The 15,791-nt window shown below is 70.1% G+C and carries 13 protein-coding genes and 1 pseudogene; 9 read left to right on the forward strand and 5 right to left on the reverse strand.

Features of this window, described 5'->3' with window-relative positions; translation table 11 throughout:
- The 5 genes from BJF80_RS18910 to BJF80_RS12280 form a co-directional block, all read left to right on the forward strand.
- Nucleotides 1-534, forward strand: a 534-nt coding sequence (locus BJF80_RS18910) for a hypothetical protein (protein WP_158068533.1), incomplete at its 5' end; no start/stop codon positions are given.
- A 270-nt stretch (nt 535-804) separates the two neighbouring features.
- Nucleotides 805-2,124 carry a branched-chain amino acid ABC transporter permease gene (locus BJF80_RS12265; RefSeq protein ID WP_143554107.1) on the forward strand — a complete coding sequence of 440 codons (1,320 nt, stop codon included), beginning with the start codon at nt 805-807 and terminating at the stop codon, nt 2,122-2,124.
- 11 nt (nt 2,125-2,135) lie between these two features.
- Entirely contained in the window at nt 2,136-3,125 is a 990-nt protein-coding gene (locus tag BJF80_RS12270) for a branched-chain amino acid ABC transporter permease (protein WP_075814022.1), read from the forward strand.
- The gene (locus BJF80_RS12275; RefSeq protein WP_187344370.1) at nt 3,115-4,053 is read left to right on the forward strand and encodes an ABC transporter ATP-binding protein; all 939 of its coding nucleotides are present in this window, start codon (nt 3,115-3,117) and stop codon (nt 4,051-4,053) included. Before BJF80_RS12270 ends, BJF80_RS12275 begins: the two co-directional genes overlap by 11 nt.
- A 2-nt stretch (nt 4,054-4,055) precedes the next feature.
- Nucleotides 4,056-4,829 (forward strand): ABC transporter ATP-binding protein, encoded by a 774-nt coding sequence (locus tag BJF80_RS12280; protein WP_075814024.1) that lies wholly within the window; start codon nt 4,056-4,058, stop codon nt 4,827-4,829.
- Nucleotides 4,830-4,949: 120 nt separating this feature from the next.
- On the opposite strand, the gene BJF80_RS19380 is transcribed toward BJF80_RS12280, so the two are convergent.
- From BJF80_RS19380 to BJF80_RS12290, 3 genes are all read right to left on the reverse strand, one after another.
- A complete protein-coding gene (locus BJF80_RS19380; RefSeq protein ID WP_202817215.1) occupies nt 4,950-5,195 on the reverse strand; it encodes a hypothetical protein in 246 nt (81 codons plus the stop codon).
- On the reverse strand, nt 5,192-6,301 hold the full coding sequence (locus BJF80_RS12285) for an ABC transporter substrate-binding protein (RefSeq protein WP_202817216.1): 1,110 nt from the start codon (nt 6,299-6,301) through the stop codon (nt 5,192-5,194). Before BJF80_RS12285 ends, BJF80_RS19380 begins: the two co-directional genes overlap by 4 nt.
- Nucleotides 6,302-6,421: 120 nt before the next feature.
- The gene (locus tag BJF80_RS12290; protein WP_075814026.1) at nt 6,422-7,246 is read right to left on the reverse strand and encodes a class I SAM-dependent methyltransferase; all 825 of its coding nucleotides are present in this window, start codon (nt 7,244-7,246) and stop codon (nt 6,422-6,424) included.
- Between the two features lie 161 nt (nt 7,247-7,407).
- Between BJF80_RS12290 and rpsA the strand changes: the two are divergent.
- From rpsA to BJF80_RS12310, 4 genes and pseudogenes are all read left to right on the forward strand, one after another.
- A pseudogene (rpsA, locus tag BJF80_RS12295) lies at nt 7,408-8,876 on the forward strand (30S ribosomal protein S1).
- A 170-nt stretch (nt 8,877-9,046) separates the two neighbouring features.
- Nucleotides 9,047-10,708 carry a BCCT family transporter gene (locus tag BJF80_RS12300; protein ID WP_075814028.1) on the forward strand — a complete coding sequence of 554 codons (1,662 nt, stop codon included), beginning with the start codon at nt 9,047-9,049 and terminating at the stop codon, nt 10,706-10,708.
- Between the two features lie 97 nt (nt 10,709-10,805).
- Entirely contained in the window at nt 10,806-12,914 is a 2,109-nt protein-coding gene (gene uvrB / locus BJF80_RS12305; RefSeq protein WP_075814030.1) for an excinuclease ABC subunit UvrB, read from the forward strand.
- Nucleotides 12,915-13,098: 184 nt separating this feature from the next.
- Nucleotides 13,099-14,235: a TerC family protein gene (locus BJF80_RS12310; protein ID WP_075814032.1), complete on the forward strand. Its 1,137-nt coding sequence runs from the start codon at nt 13,099-13,101 to the stop codon at nt 14,233-14,235.
- Here the strand turns inward: BJF80_RS12310 and BJF80_RS12315 are convergent.
- Together BJF80_RS12315 and BJF80_RS12320 are read right to left on the reverse strand one after the other, a co-directional pair.
- A complete protein-coding gene (locus BJF80_RS12315; protein ID WP_075814342.1) occupies nt 14,207-15,103 on the reverse strand; it encodes an EamA family transporter in 897 nt (298 codons plus the stop codon). The two genes, BJF80_RS12310 and BJF80_RS12315, sit on opposite strands and share 29 nt — an antisense overlap.
- The gene (locus BJF80_RS12320) at nt 15,097-15,783 is read right to left on the reverse strand and encodes an MBL fold metallo-hydrolase (protein WP_075814034.1); all 687 of its coding nucleotides are present in this window, start codon (nt 15,781-15,783) and stop codon (nt 15,097-15,099) included. Before BJF80_RS12320 ends, BJF80_RS12315 begins: the two co-directional genes overlap by 7 nt.
- Between the last annotated feature and the right edge of the window lie 8 nt (nt 15,784-15,791).

Genomic DNA, 15,791 nt, shown 5'->3' on the forward strand with positions numbered 1-15,791 from the left:
GAGGTCAACGACCTGCGTGACCTGACCTGGACCACGCTGCTCGGCCAGACCGAGACGACCCGGGCACACGACTACCGGCAGTACGGCCACGGACTCCGCGCGGCTGCCGCCGGTGACCGCGCCGAACCAGGCGCACAGGCAGCACCAGACCTGCAGGCCCTCCTGGACCGGGCCGCGCCGGTGGACGCCGCTCGCAGCGACGAGCACCCGGCGCTGCGGCAGGACCTGCACACCCGGCGCGACCTGCTCAACCGCGCCTTCTACGCCGCCCTCGCCCACCGGGGTCCCGGCGCCTTCCTCACCGACGCCGACGACCACCCCGGCACCGGTGAGCACGGCGGGCCGCTGTCGGGGTGGATGTGGGTCACCCGCACCAAGACCGGCCGCCGCCGCGACGGCGCCGACCCCACCACCCCGACCCTCGAAGCAGTCCTCGGGGAAGAAAAGAGCACCGAGACCGCCCCCCGACGCCGCACCGCTGACCCGGATCCGACCGGCTGGCGCACCCCGCCCGACGACGAGCCCCCCTTCTGAGCAGGGGCATACCTTCCCTCCCCGGTGCCGCTCCGCGGCGAGCCTCCCTGGTGAGTACAGACACACCGCCCACACCACACATGCCGCGTGCCGGGGCCCGGTCCCGCCGGTCAGCAGCGGCAGGCCTGAAACGCCGGGACCGAGGCCGACGAGTGGTGAGACGGCTTGACGCAACGTGCCCCGGCGTCAAGCCCAGACCGTGACCTCCCTGTGCTGGGCAGGGCGCCTGACGTGTGGTTTACTCCCGATGTCCGCATCGAAGGAGATCCCGTGACCGCCCGCCTGTGGGCAGCGCTCGCTGCCGTCCTGCTGGGTCTGTTCCTCGGCGTCGGCATGCCCTCCGGCACGCCCGCCGCCTCGGCAGCCGCCCCCGTGGCCAGCAGCAGCTCGGATGCCGCCGAGTCCGTGCAGGGCACGCTGCGCGACCCGGACCGGGAGCCGGTGGAGGGCGTCACCGTCACGGTGACCCAGGACGGGGCCGAGATCGGCAGCGCCACCACGGACGCGGAGGGCAGGTGGTCGGTCCCGCTGCCCGGACCGGGGGCCTACACCGTGACCCTCGACGTCGCCGGCCTCCCCGAGGGTGTCGCCCCGCGCGAGGAGGGCGGCGAAGTCCTCGACGGCGTCCAGGTGCGGCCGGGCGCCTCGCAGGGCGTCATCTTCCAGCTCGGCACGGGCGAGGTGGACGAGGGCGGCGGGGGGATCCCGGTGGCCAGGATCCTGCAGCTTGTGGTGGACGGCATCAAGTTCGGCGCGATCATCGCCATCACCGCCGTCGGCCTGTCGCTGGTCTTCGGGACCACCAAGCTCATCAACTTCGCGCACGGCGAGTTCGTGACGATCGGCGCCGTGGCTGCGTACTTCCTCAGCACCTCGCCCGGCAACCTCCCCATCATCGTCGCGGCGGTGCTGGCCATGGCCGTCGGCGGAGCCGTCGCGGGAGGCTTCGAGGTGACGCTGTGGCGGCCGCTGCGACGGCGGGGGGCCGGTCTCATCCAGATGTTCATCGTGGCCATCGGGCTGTCGCTGCTGCTGCGCCACCTCGTCCTCATCGTCTTCGGCTCGCGCCGCCAGCAGTACGACGAGTACTCGCTGCAGAGCGCCCTCACCCTCGGCCCGGTCCGCATCACCCCGCGCGACCTCATCATCACCGTGCTGGCCTTCGCGATCATGATCGGCGTGGCCGTGATGCTGCAGCGCACCCGGATCGGCACGGCGATGCGCGCGGTGAACGACAACCGCGACCTCGCGCAGGCCTCCGGCATCGACGTCCAGCGGGTGATCCTCGTGGTCTGGGTGCTCGGCGGTGCGCTGGCGGCCATCGGCGGGGTGTTCTTCGGGGTGACCCAGGCGATATACAGCGAGATGGGCTTCGAGCTGCTGCTGCTGATGTTCGCCGGCGTGATCCTCGGCGGGTTGGGCAGCGCCTACGGCGCCATGCTGGGCTCGCTGGTCATCGGCCTGGTGTCCCAGCTGTCCACCCTGTGGTTCCCCGCGTCGCTGGCCTACATGTGGGCGCTGCTGGTCATGATCATCGTGCTCCTCGTCCGGCCCCAGGGCATCCTGGGCCGGCGTGAGCGGGTCGGCTGAGGAGGAGGACGATGGACCTGCTGTCCGTGCTCGCGGTGGCGATCCGGGGCGCTCTCGGCCCGGAGGCCGCGATCTACGCCCTGGCCGCCATCGGGCTCAACATCCACTTCGGCTACACCGGGCTGCTCAACTTCGGCCAGGTCGGCTTCATGCTGGTCGGGGCCTACGGGACCGCGATCTCGGTCCTCTCCTTCGGCTTCCCCCTCTGGGCGGGGGTGCTCGTCGGCATGGCCTGCGCCGTGGTGCTGGCGCTGATCCTCGGGGTGCCGACGCTGCGGCTGCGCGGGGACTACCTCGCCATCGCGACGATCGCCGCCGCCGAGGTGCTGCGCTACCTCTACCGCTCCTCGTTCGCCGAGCCGGTCACCGGCGGTGTCTTCGGGCTCGTCCAGTTCGCCGGTGGCTTCTACGAGATCAACCCGTTCAGCGGCCCGCTCGAGCTGGGGCCGCTGCGCTTCGGTGAGCGCGCGCTGTGGCTGATGACCGTGGCCTGGGGGGCGACCTTCCTCGCGGCGGGTCTCGTCTGGCTGCTCGTCCACAGCCCGTGGGGGCGGGTCCTGCGGGCCGTCCGGGAGGACGAGGAGGCCGCGCGCAGCCTCGGCAAGAACGTCTTCGCCTACAAGATGCAGGCGCTCGTTCTCGGCGGCGTCCTGGGCGCGCTGGCAGGAGCGCTGCTGGCGATCAACAGCCAGGCCATCACCCCGGACGCCTTCATCCCGATCATCACGTTCTACCTGTGGACCATCATGATCCTCGGCGGCGCGAGCCGGGTGCTGGGACCGATCATCGGCTCGGTCGTCTTCTGGTTCCTGCTGACCTTCCTCGACGCCTTCCTGCGCTCGGCCATGTCCGCCGGCTGGATCCCCGGCGCCCTGCTCGTGCCGAGCGACATCGGGGCGGTGCGCTTCGCGGCCGTCGGGCTCGGCCTCATGCTGCTGATGATGTTCCGACCCGCCGGGCTGATCGGCAACCGGAAGGAGCTGCGTCTCGATGTCCGATGACACCCACGCCGACCTCGTCGCGGAACGGGAGGCGGCGCACGAGCAGGAGCGTGCCCACGCGTCCGCAGCCGAACCGTCGGTAGGGGCCCGACGGGCCGCCGAGGCGCTCGCCGGGGTCGCCAGCGCGCCCGGGGTCGCCAAGCCGGACCCGATCCTCGTCGCCGACGACATGGCGCGACACTTCGGCGGGGTGCGCGCGGTCGAGGTGGAGCACCTGGAGGTGCAGCGGGGCACGATCACCGCGCTCATCGGGCCCAACGGTGCGGGCAAATCGACCTTCTTCAACCTCATCACGGGTTTCGACCGGCCCGACAGCGGGCGCTGGTCCTTCGACGCCAGCGACGTCACCGGGCGGCCGCCGCACCGCATCGCGCGCAAGGGCATGGTGCGCACCTTCCAGCTGACCAAGGCCCTGACCCGCCTCACCAGCCTGGAGAACCTCATGCTCGGGGCGACCGGGCAACGCGGCGAGGGCCTGATCGCCGCGTTGCTCCGCCCGACCTGGGCGGCCCAGGAGGCGTCGATCCGCCGTCGCGCCGAGGAGCTGCTCGGGCGGTTCAACCTCACACACATGCGCGACGAGTTCGCCGGCACCATGTCCGGCGGGCAGCGCAAGCTGCTGGAGATGGCCCGGGCCCTCATGGTCGAGCCGCAGATGATCCTGCTCGATGAGCCGATGGCCGGGGTGAACCCCGCCCTGACCCAGTCGCTGCTGGGTCACATCGAGGCGCTGCGCGACGAGGGCATGACGATCGTGCTCGTGGAGCACGACATGGACGTCATCATGTCGATCAGCGACTGGGTGGTGTGCTTCGCCCAGGGCAAGGTGATCGCGGAGGGCCGTCCGGACGACATCCGCAAGGACCCGGCCGTGATCGAGGCCTACCTGGGCAGTCACCGGGCACTGCCGACGGAGGAGGAGCGGTGAGCGTGGACGGCCAGCTCGAGGACTCGGCGACGGGCGGCACCTCCGCCGAGCCGGTGCTGTGGACCGAGGAGCTCGTCGCGGGCTACATCCCCGACGTCGACATCCTGCGGGGCTGCTCGGTCGAGGTACGGCCGGGGGAGCTGGTCGGCATCATCGGCCCGAACGGCGCGGGCAAGTCGACGCTCATCAAGGCGATGTTCGGGCTGGTCCCGGTGCGCTCGGGCAGGGTGATGCTGCACGGGGAGGACGTCACCTCGCGCCCCGCCCACAAGCTGGTGGCCACCGGGCTGGGCTACGTGCCGCAGAACAACAACGTCTTCCCCTCGCTCACCGTGGAGGAGAACCTCCAGATGGGCCTCTACCTGCGGCCCAAGGAGTATGCCGCCCGGTTCGCCGAGGTGAGCGACCTCTACCCGCTCCTCGCCGACCGGCGGGCGCAGCGCGCCGGGTCGCTCTCCGGCGGCGAGCGCCAGGTGGTGGCGATGGGCCGCGCCCTCATGACCGGGCCGCACGTGCTCTTCCTGGACGAGCCGTCGGCGGGCCTCTCGCCGCTCATGCAGGACTCGGTCTTCGAGGCCGTGTCACGGATCAACTCGGCCGGGGTGTCCGTGCTCATGGTGGAGCAGAACGCCCGGCAGTGCCTCGACATCTCGGACCGGGCGTACGTCCTCGACCAGGGCCAGGACGCCTACACCGGGACCGGCGAGGAGCTGGCGAACGACCCGAAGGTCATCGAGCTCTACCTCGGCACCCTGGCCCGGATCTCCGACGACTGAGAGCTGCACCACCCGCCGGTGGCACACCACGCAGCCGAGCGGCCCGGCACCCATGAGGTGCCGGGCCGCTCGTGCGTCCGGGCGGTCGGGCGGCTGTGAGGACCACCCCGACCGCAGCGCTCACTCGCTGGGGTTGGACTCCACGGTCTCGACCGACTGCAGCTCACCGGCGTCGTCGAACTCGTAGACCTCGATCGTCGCCGTGCCCGGCTCACCGGCGTCGGTGAAGTCGAGCGGGCCGCTGGCACCGTTGTAGTCGATGTCCTCACCATCCTCGAGCAGCCCCTTGCACTCCTCGAAGGAGGTGCACTCGGTGCCCTCGCTGGTGATGCCGTTGACCTCGGCCTTGAAGTCGGCGGCGTTCACGACCCGGCGGCCTCGGCGGCCAGCGCCATGGTGACGGCGCAGTCGTAGACCTGCGGGGCGAACTGGGTCTCCTCCAGGTCCGGCGCGAACTCCTGCAGCCGGGTGATGAAGTCGGGGTTGTCCGCGGACGCGGGGGCCGTGCCCTTCATCCCCGCGATGACGCTGGGATCGGACTCGTTGACGATGCTGCCCAGGTCCGCCGACCGCAGACCGTCCGCGCCGTAGACGCCCACGGCGTCCGGGGTGAGCCCGGCCTCGAACATGCCCTGCAGGATCTGGCCGCCCTCCTCGAAGGCGATGACCACGACGGCGTCCGGCTCGGCCGCCTCGACCGACGACACGACCGCGTTGAACTCACGGGCCAACGGGTCGTAGGTCTCGTTGAGCGAGACGGTGGCTCCGGCGTTCTCCAGCGCGGTGGCCGTGGCGTCGGCCAGGCCCGAGCCGTAGTCGTCGGCACGGGCGACGATGGCGACGTTGCTGTAGCCGTCGTTGACGATCGTGTTGGCGAGCACCGGGCCCTGGAGGGCGTCGGAGGGAGCCGTCCGGACGTAGAGCCCGTCGTCCTGGTAGTCGGTGAAGGTCGGCGCCGTGTTGGAGCCGGAGCACTGCATCACGTTGGCACCGGTCACCCGGTCGATGATCGCGAGGGACATGCCCGACGCCGCTGCGCCGACGATGGCGCTGGGCTGCTCGGCGAGGATCCGGTCGGCCGCCTGCTGCGCCGCGGCCTCCTGGCCCGCCTCGTCACCGGCGACCGCGTCGGGCACCTCGTTGCCAAGGACCCCGCCGGCGGCGTTGATGTCCTCGATGGCCAGGCCCAGGGCCTCGATCTGGGGTGGGCCGAGGAAGGCCAGCTGTCCGGTCTCCGGGAGGACGTAGCCGAAGGTGAAGGTGTCAGAGGTGTTGCCGTCGCCCCCGGCGGCCGGCTCCTCGCTCTCGGAGCCCTCCTCCTCCGCGCTGGTCTCCTCCTCGGCGCCCTCCTCCGAGCTCTCCTCGGTGGCGGTGTCGCCGGAACCGGTGTCCTCGCCGCCGTCGCCGCACGCGGCGAGCAGGGCCACGGCGGACAGTGCCGCCATCGCCTTGAGATGGGTCGTCCTACGCATGTGTTCCTCTTTCGGTTCGGGGGGCGTCCTTGCCCGTCCACGGGATTTCAGCCTAGGCCGATCACGGCCGGTCAGGAGGCCTTCGTCACCAAACTGTGACCTTGCCGCCACGTGAGGTGCTCACCCGCGACGCTCGGTGACCAGGAGTGCGGTCCCGGGCAGGAGCGTCCCACGCGTCTCGCTCCATCCGCCCCAGTCGCGGCGGCCGGGCGCCCACGCGGGCTCGAGGAGGTCCACGAGCACCAGCCCGGCCGCGCGGACCGCCCGGACGAGGTCCCCGAGGGTGCGGTGGTGCTCGGTGTAGGTCGCCCGCCCGCTCATCGTCTCCTCGACGTAGGGCCGCCGGTCGAAGTAGCTGTGCCGGGCGAGGAGGCCATCGGGACCGGGCACGTCGGGGAAGACCCAGCGGAAGGGGTGGGGGAGGGAGAAGACGACGCGTCCGCCGGGGCGCACGACGCGGGCCCACTCACGCAGCGCGCCCTCGACGTCGGGCACGAAGGCCAGGACGCCGTGCGCCGTGAACACGACGTCGACGCACGCATCGGCCAGAGGGAGGGCCGCACCGTCGCACTGCAGCTGGGCCACCGGGGCCGGGCCGTCGGTGGCCGCGTCCAACCGGGCGGCGACCCCGAGCATCCCGAGGCTGAGGTCGGACCCGATCACGCGGGCACCCTGCCCGGCGCACCACCGTGCCCCCTGTCCACCACCGCCGCCGACCTCCAACACGTCCCGGTCCCGCAGCGGCCCCAGTGCCTGCAGCTCGGTCTCCGTGCGACCCTCGGGACCCCAGGTCAGCTCGGCGTCGCCCAGGTCCTCGCCGTGCTCGGCGTGGTATGCCTCGGCCTCCTGGTCCCACCACCGGCGCCCCGCCCGGACCGACTCCTCGTGCGAAGCGCTGCGACGTACGACACGGTCGGGTGGGCCGGGGCGCGCCGGATCGTCCATGTCCCCAGTCTGCACCGCTTTGACCTGGCCTCCCGGCCCGGATAGTCTTGACGGGCTTGTCCAACGCCTTCGGCGTGCCCGGACGCTGGTGCGAACGGGGTCTGGCGGGCACCGCACACATCCATCCATATCTTCCAGTCCACAATCGGAGTCCCTACTACATGATTGCCACCACGGCCGAGAAGGCCACCTCCCAGATCGCTGTCAACGACATCGGCTCTGAGGAGGAACTGCTCGCGGCCATCGACGCCACGATCAAGAACTTCAACGACGGCGACATCGTCGAGGGAGTGATCGTCAAGGTCGACCGCGACGAGGTCCTGCTCGACATCGGCTACAAGACCGAGGGTGTCATCCCCTCCCGTGAGCTCGCCATCAAGCACGACGTCGACCCCTCCGAGGTCGTCACCGTCGGCGATGAGGTCGAGGCCCTGGTCCTCCAGAAGGAGGACAAGGAGGGTCGCCTGATCCTGTCCAAGAAGCGCGCGCAGTACGAGCGCGCCTGGGGCTCGATCGAGCGGATCAAGGAGGAGGACGGCGTCGTCACCGGCACCGTCATCGAGGTGGTCAAGGGCGGCCTGATCCTGGACATCGGCCTGCGTGGCTTCCTCCCTGCCTCGCTGGTCGAGATGCGCCGCGTGCGCGACCTCCAGCCCTACGTCGGCAAGCAGATCGAGGCCAAGATCATCGAGCTGGACAAGAACCGCAACAACGTGGTCCTGTCCCGCCGCGCCTGGCTGGAGCAGACCCAGTCCGAGGTCCGCACCACCTTCCTCAAGGAGCTGGCCAAGGGCCAGGTCCGCTCCGGGGTCGTCAGCAGCATCGTCAACTTCGGCGCCTTCGTCGACCTCGGCGGTGGCGTGGACGGCCTGGTGCACGTCTCCGAGCTGTCGTGGAAGCACATCGACCACCCGGGCGAGGTCGTCGAGGTCGGTGACGAGGTCACCGTCGAGGTGCTGGACGTCGACATGGACCGCGAGCGGGTCTCGCTGTCGCTGAAGGCGACGCTCGAGGACCCGTGGCAGACCTTCGCCCGGACGCACGCCATCGGTCAGGTCGTGCCCGGCAAGGTCACCAAGCTGGTCCCCTTCGGCGCCTTCGTGCGGGTCGAGGACGGCATCGAGGGCCTGGTCCACATCTCCGAGCTGGCCGAGCGCCACGTGGAGCTGCCCGAGCAGATCGTCACCGTGGGCGCCGAGGTCTTCGTCAAGGTCATCGACATCGACCTGGAGCGTCGCCGCATTTCGCTGTCGCTCAAGCAGGCCAACGACGCGGTCGCCAACGAGTTCGACCCGACGCTCTACGGCATGGCGGCGGAGTACGACGAGCAGGGCAACTACAAGTACCCCGAGGGCTTCGACCCGGAGACCAACGAGTGGCTCGAGGGCCACGAGGAGCAGCGGGAGAAGTGGGAGAAGGAGTACGCCGACGCCCACGCCGCTGGGAGGCGCACAAGGCGCAGGTCGAGGCCGCCTCGGAGGCCGACTCCGCGGCCGGTGTCGAGGTCGCCCCGGCGTCCACGTCCTACTCCTCCTCGGCCGGCAACGCCGACGAGCCGGAGGACCAGGCCGGCACCCTCGCCTCCGACGAGGCGCTCGCCGCGCTGCGCGAGAAGCTGACCGGCAACTGAGCCGGTGCCGGTGAGCAGGTCTCGCCGGCAGCCCGGGAACGGGGTCCGACTTTTCTGTCGGACCCCGTTTCCCTATTTTGCTGACTTTTTCCTGTGATAATGTGCAGGCTGCCAAAATGTCTGCGCGAACGATAGCGACACCGACGAATTCCCTAAGAGAGAGGCGATCCGTGACCACCTCGACCGAGAGTCCGCCCACCCAGGAGGAGGCGGCCAGCACCGGCCTGGCGCCGCGCGTCTTCTACCCTGCCGTCGCGATCGTCGTCGGCTTCGTCCTGGCGGCGGTGGTCTTCCCCGCATCGATGAACAGCGCGCTGCAAGCGGCGAACGAGTACATCGTCAACACCGTGGGCTGGTACTACGTGCTGCTCAGCTTCCTCTTCGTCGTCTTCAGCATCTGGCTCGCGATCAGCAGGTACGGCGACATCAAACTCGGCAAGGACGACGACGCGCCCGACTTCAGCTACGGCTCCTGGTTCGCCATGCTCTTCAGCGCGGGCATGGGCATCGGCCTGATGTTCTGGGGTGTCGCGGAGCCCTTGAACCACTTCGCCGGGCCGCCGCCCGGAACCGCCGAGGGCAGCAGCCAGGCCGACATGGCGATCACCGCCATGAGCAGGACGTTCCTGCACTGGGGCCTGCACGCCTGGGCGATCTACATCATCGTCGGGCTCGGCGTCGCCTACGCGGTGCACCGTCGCAAGCTGCCCGTCTCCATTCGTTTCGCCCTGCGTCCCCTCCTCGGGGACCGCGCCGACGGCTGGATCGGTGACGTCATCGACGTCGTGGCCATCGTCGGCACCCTCTTCGGGGTCGCCACCTCCCTCGGCTTCGGCGTGGCCCAGGTGTCCGCCGGCCTGGAGTTCGTCGGCGTCGTCGACGGCAGCAGCGCCTTGCTGCAGGTCCTGCTCATCGCGGGCATCACGGTGGTGGCGACCGCGTCGGTCGTCTCCGGTGTGGACAAGGGCATCAAGTGGCTGTCCAACATCAACCTGTCGCTGGCCGGTCTCCTGCTGATCTTCGTGCTCGTCGCGGGTCCGACGCTGTTCCTGCTCAACGACATGGTCCAGTCCATCGGCTACTACCTGCAGAACTTCTTCTCGATGAGCTTCTCCACCTTCGCCTACCAGGAGGAGGGCCCGGAGTGGCTCGGGAGCTGGACCACCTACTACTGGGGCTGGTGGATCAGCTGGTCCCCCTTCGTCGGCATCTTCATCGCCCGCATCTCCAAGGGCCGCACCGTCCGGGAGTTCATCACCGGTGTGCTGCTCGTGCCCACCCTGCTCACGATGGCGTGGTTCGTCATCATGGGTGGCACGGCCCTGCACCGGCAGATCTTCGGTGACGGGTCGCTGGTCGGCGAGGACGGCTCGGTGTCGACCAACGAGGCGCTGTTCCAGATGCTGGACGGCCTGCCGGGCGGACCGTTCCTCGCGGGGCTGGCGATCGTCATGATCGTCATCTTCTTCGTGACGAGCTCGGACTCGGGCTCCTTCGTCGTCGACATGATCGCCAACGGTGGCAACCCGAACCCGCCGGTCTGGAGCCGCGTCATGTGGGCGGTGCTGGAGGGCGCGATCGCCGCGGTCCTCATCGTGGCCGGCGCCGTCGCCGGGGTCGAGGGCGGCGGGCTCGCCTCGCTGCAGACCATGGCGATCATCACCGCAGCCCCGTTCACCCTGGTGATGATCGGGATCTGCATCTCCCTGGTCAAGGCCTTCGTCGCCGAGGACCGGGAGAAGGAGCGCATCGAGCGCAAGGTCATGGCGCGCGAGCTCGCCATCGAGGCCTCCGAGATGGAGGGCGTCCCGGACCCGGCCCCGCGTCGCTGAGCCTGAGCGGAGCAGGCGCTCCTGAGCGCACCTGACGAGGGTGGCCCGGCCGTGCGGCCGGGCCACCCTTGTCGGTGCCGGGGGCTACCGTGGAGGTATGCGCCCTACCACCGACCTGCAACGCACGGTCAGTCCCTTCCGCGTCGTGTCCGACTACCGCCCCAGCGGTGACCAGCCCACCGCGATCGCCGAGCTGGCGCGCCGGGTGCAGGGCGGCGAGGAGGACATCGTGCTGCTGGGCGCCACCGGCACCGGCAAGTCCGCGACCACGGCCTGGATGATCGAGCAGGTGCAGCGGCCCACCCTCGTCATGGCGCCGAACAAGACGCTCGCGGCCCAGCTCGCCAACGAGTTCAAGGAACTGCTCCCGCACAACGCGGTGGAGTACTTCGTCAGCTACTACGACTACTACCAGCCCGAGGCCTATGTCCCGCAGACCGACACCTACATCGAGAAGGACTCCTCGATCAACGACGAGGTGGAGCGGCTGCGCCACTCGGCCACCAACTCCCTGCTGACCCGCCGGGACGTCGTCGTGGTCGCCTCGGTGTCGTGCATCTACGGCCTGGGCACCCCGCAGGAGTACGTCGACCGGATGGCCCGGCTGCGGGTGGGCGAGACCGTCGAGCGGGACGAGCTCCTGCGCCGCTTCGTCACGATGCAGTACACCCGCAACGACATGGCCTTCTCGCGCGGCACGTTCCGGGTGCGCGGCGACACCGTCGAGATCATCCCGCAGTACGAGGAGCTCGCGGTGCGCATCGAGTTCTTCGGCGACGAGATCGACCGGCTCTACACGCTCAACCCACTCACCGGCGAGGTGGTCCGCGAGGAGCAGGAGATGTATGTCTTCCCCGCCTCGCACTACGTCGCCGGTCCGGAGCGGATGGAGCGGGCGATCTCCGGGATCGAGAGCGAGCTCGCCAGCCAGCTGGAGGCCTTCGAGCAGCAGGGCAAGCTGCTCGAGGCGCAACGGCTGCGGATGCGGACGACCTACGACATCGAGATGATGCGCCAGGTCGGCTCCTGCTCCGGGATCGAGAACTACTCCCGGCACATCGACGGCCGCTCTGCGGGCTCCGCCCCCAACTGCCTCCTCGACTACTTTCCCGAGGACTTCCTGCTCGTCCTCGACGAGTCGCACGTCACCGTCCCGCAGATCGGGGCGATGTACGAGGGTGACATGTCCCGCAAGCGCACCCTCGTCGACCACGGATTCCGGCTCCCCAGCGCGATGGACAACCGACCGCTGAAGTGGGAGGAGTTCCTCGAGCGGATCGGGCAGACGGTGTACCTGTCCGCGACCCCGGGTGACTACGAGATGGCCAAGAGCGACGGCTACGTCGAGCAGATCATCCGGCCCACCGGGCTCGTCGACCCCGAGGTCGTCCTCAAGCCGACGAAGGGGCAGATCGACGACCTGCTGCACGAGATCGGCGAGCGCACCGCCCGCGACGAGCGGGTGCTGGTGACGACGCTCACCAAGAAGATGGCCGAGGACCTCACCGACTACCTCCTCGACAAGGGGGTGCGGGTGCGCTACCTGCACTCGGAGGTCGACACCCTGCGCCGCGTCGAGCTGCTGCGGGAGCTGCGACTGGGGGAGTACGACGTCCTGGTCGGCATCAACCTGCTGCGTGAGGGGCTCGACCTGCCCGAGGTCTCGCTGGTCAGCATCCTGGACGCGGACAAGGAGGGCTTCCTGCGGTCCGCCCGCTCGCTCATCCAGACCATCGGCCGCGCCGCCCGCAACGTCTCGGGGCAGGTCCACATGTATGCCGACACCGTCACCCCGTCCATGGAGCAGGCGATCGAGGAGACCAACCGACGGCGCGAGAAGCAGCTGGCCTACAACGCCGCCCAGGGCATCGACCCGACGCCGTTGCGCAAGCGGATCGCCGACATCACCGACATGCTGGAGCGCGAGGACGCCGACACCGAGGCCCTCATGGGCAGCGGGCGCAGCCAGTCCCGAGGCAAGGGTGGGGCCTCCCGGCGGGGCACGCCGACCGTGGGCACGAGCGCGGTCGAGCGGCGCAGCGGTGACCAGCTGCCGGCGACCGAGCTCGCCCAGCTCATCCATGAGCTGACCGAGCAGATGCACCAGGCGGCCACCGATCTGCACTTCGAGCTGGCGGCCCGGTTGCGTGACGAGATCGGCGACCTCAAGAAGGAGCTGCGTCAGATGCGGGAGGCGACCGGCTGACGTGCCATCATGGGGGAGTTCGTCGGAGGGGAGTATCCCCACCTCGCGACCTCGTCGTCACCACGGCCTCCCAGAGCCCGGCGAGATCGGCACCGTCCGCCCGGATCACCACCTGGGCGGGACCGGCTGCGGGAGAGACCTCCGATCCGGCCCGCGTGCCCTGATCGGAAGGTAGAACCCGCGCATGGACGTCCCCGGTTGGGTGTGGACCGCCACGCTGGTCCTCATCACCCTCGTCTTCGCCGTCGACCTGCTGGTCCTCGGCCGTCGACCGCACGAGCCCTCCCGCAAGGAGGTCTCGGTCGCGCTGTCCATCTACATCGGCCTGGCGGTCATCTTCGGGCTCGGCGTGCTCATCACCTCGGGCGGCCAGCTCGCCGCCGAGTTCTACGCCGGCTGGTTGATGGAGTACTCGTTGTCCATCGACAACCTGTTCATCTTCCTCATCATCATGGCCAAGTTCGGCGTGCCACGGAGGTACCAGCAGTTCGCCCTCATGGTGGGCATCGTCATGGCGCTGGTCCTGCGCGCGATCTTCATCCTCGTCGGCGCTGCGGCGATCGAGCGGTGGTCCTGGGTGTTCTACCTCTTCGGCGCCTTCCTCATCTACACCGCGATCAGGCTGGCGATGGAGAACATCGGCCACGACGACGAGGAGGACGACTTCCAGGAGAACGCCCTGCTGCGCTGGGTGGAGAAACGCTTCCCGGTCACCCAGTCCTGGGAGGGCGGCACCAAGCTGCGCATCGTGGAGAGCGGCAAGCGGGTCCTCACCCCCATGGCGATCGTCATCCTCGCGCTGGGCACGACCGACCTGCTCTTCGCCCTCGACTCCATCCCGGCGATCTTCGGCCTGACGCAGGAGCCCTACCTCGTGCTCATGGCCAACGTCTTCGCCCTCATGGGGCTGCGCCAGCTCTACTTCCTCCTCGGCGACCTGCTCAAGCGGCTCGTCTACCTCGGCCTGGGCCTGTCCGTGCTGCTCGCCTTCATCGGCGTGAAGCTCATCCTGCACGCCATGCACGAGAACGAGCTGCCGTTCATCAACGGGGGCGAGCACATCGGGGTGCCCGAGGTGCCGATCTGGCTGTCCCTGACCGCGATCGTCGGCATCCTCGGCGTGACCGCCGTGGCCAGCCTGATGAAGTCGCGCCGGGACGCGGCCCGCGGCATCACCCACGAGGGGGACGAGGCACGGCTGGACAGCAACGAGGTCGGCCTGCTCGGCGGTACGCAGCACCACGGCAAGGAGTCTGCGAACGGCTCGGGCGAGTCCGCCGCCTCCTCCACGGCTACCCGGAAGGGTCCGGAGCAGCACTGAGCGTGCTGCCCGTCCTCCGCCCGAGGACGGCGATGCTGGCCACCACCACCAGCGCCATCCCGAGCAGCTGCAGCGGGCCGAGGAGCTGACCCAGCACCAGCAGCCCGGCCAGGGCTGCTGCTGCGGGCTCCAGGCTGAGCAGGACGCCGAAGGTCCCTGCCGCCAGGTGGCGCAGCGCGAGCAGCTCCAGGCTGTAGGGGATCGCCGAGGACAGCAGGGCGATCCCGAGACCGGTGAGGATCGCGCGCGGCTGCCAGAGGTCGGCGCCCGCGGTGACCAGCCCCAGCGGCAGCGTGACCGCCGCACCCAGGGCGAGACAGATGGCGATGCCGTCGAGGCCCTCGAAGCGCGCCCCGGTGCGGGCGCTGAGCACGATGTAGGCCGCCCAGCACGCCCCGGCGAGGGCGGCGAGCAGCATCCCCGTCAGGTCGAGCTGCGCCCACGGCACGGTGAGGGCCTCCGAGATCAGGACGACGCCGGTGAGTGCCGCGAGCACCGCCAAGGCGTCGCGGGCCTGCCGCGAGAGGGCCGCCGCGAGCGCCAGCGGGCCGAGGAACTCGATGGTCACGGCGACGCCGATCGGCAGTCGGGCGAGGCTGGCGTAGAAGGCGAGGTTCATGCAGGTGAGGGCTGCAGAGAAGAGCCCGACGACCGCCCAGTCCGCTCGGCTGCGGCCGCGCACCCGGGGGCGGACGAGCGCCCAGAGCATCGCGGTGGACAGGGTCAGGCGCAGCGCCACCGAGCCGACGACGCCGACGAGGGGGAGCAGCGTGGCGGCCAGGGCGCCGCCGAACTGCACCGAGACCACCGCCAGCAGCACCAGCAGGACGGGGTGGGCCGTGCCGGGCCGCCCTGCCGAGGTCACCAACCCCGCTCGCGCCACTGCTGCAGAGACGGGCGCTCGGCGCCGAGCGTGGTGTTGTCGCCGTGACCGGGCAGGACGAGGGCGTCGTCGTCGAAGACGGCGAAGACCCGGCCCTCCAGGTCGTCCATGAGCGAGGTGAAGTCGCCGGGTCCGGACGTCTTCCCAGGGCCGCCCGGGAACAGGCTGTCACCGGTGAAGAGCAGGGTGGTGGTCCGGTCGGCGGCGGTGCTGAGCGCCAGCGCCACCGACCCAGGCGTGTGCCCACGCAGGTGGACGACGTCCATGATCAGGTGGCCCAGCCGCACGGTGTCACCGTCGTGCAGCGCCCGGTCCACCGGCACAGGCAGGCCCTCGGCGTCGTCCGCACCGGCCATGACGGTGGCCCCGGTCTGCGCCACGACCTCGGTCAGTGCCCGGTGGTGGTCCCAGTGCCGGTGGGTGGTCAGCACCGCCTCGAGCGACCGGCCCCGTCCCCGGTCGTCCTCGTCGAGCAGCCGGAGGACGCGGTCGGCGTCGTCCGCGGCGTCGACGAGCAGTCGTGCTCCGGTCGCGGTGCACGTGATGAGGTAGACGTTGTTGTCCATCTCGCTCACGCTGCACTTGCGCACCATCGTGGGACCGAGGTCGAGCGTCCAGCTCGGCCCTCCCGGGCTGACGTGTCCGCGCAGGTCGGTGGCTCTCACCCGGTGAT

It is taken from the genome of Serinicoccus sp. CUA-874, assembly GCF_001942225.1.
Classification (GTDB): Bacteria; Actinomycetota; Actinomycetes; order Actinomycetales; family Dermatophilaceae; genus Ornithinicoccus; species Ornithinicoccus marinus.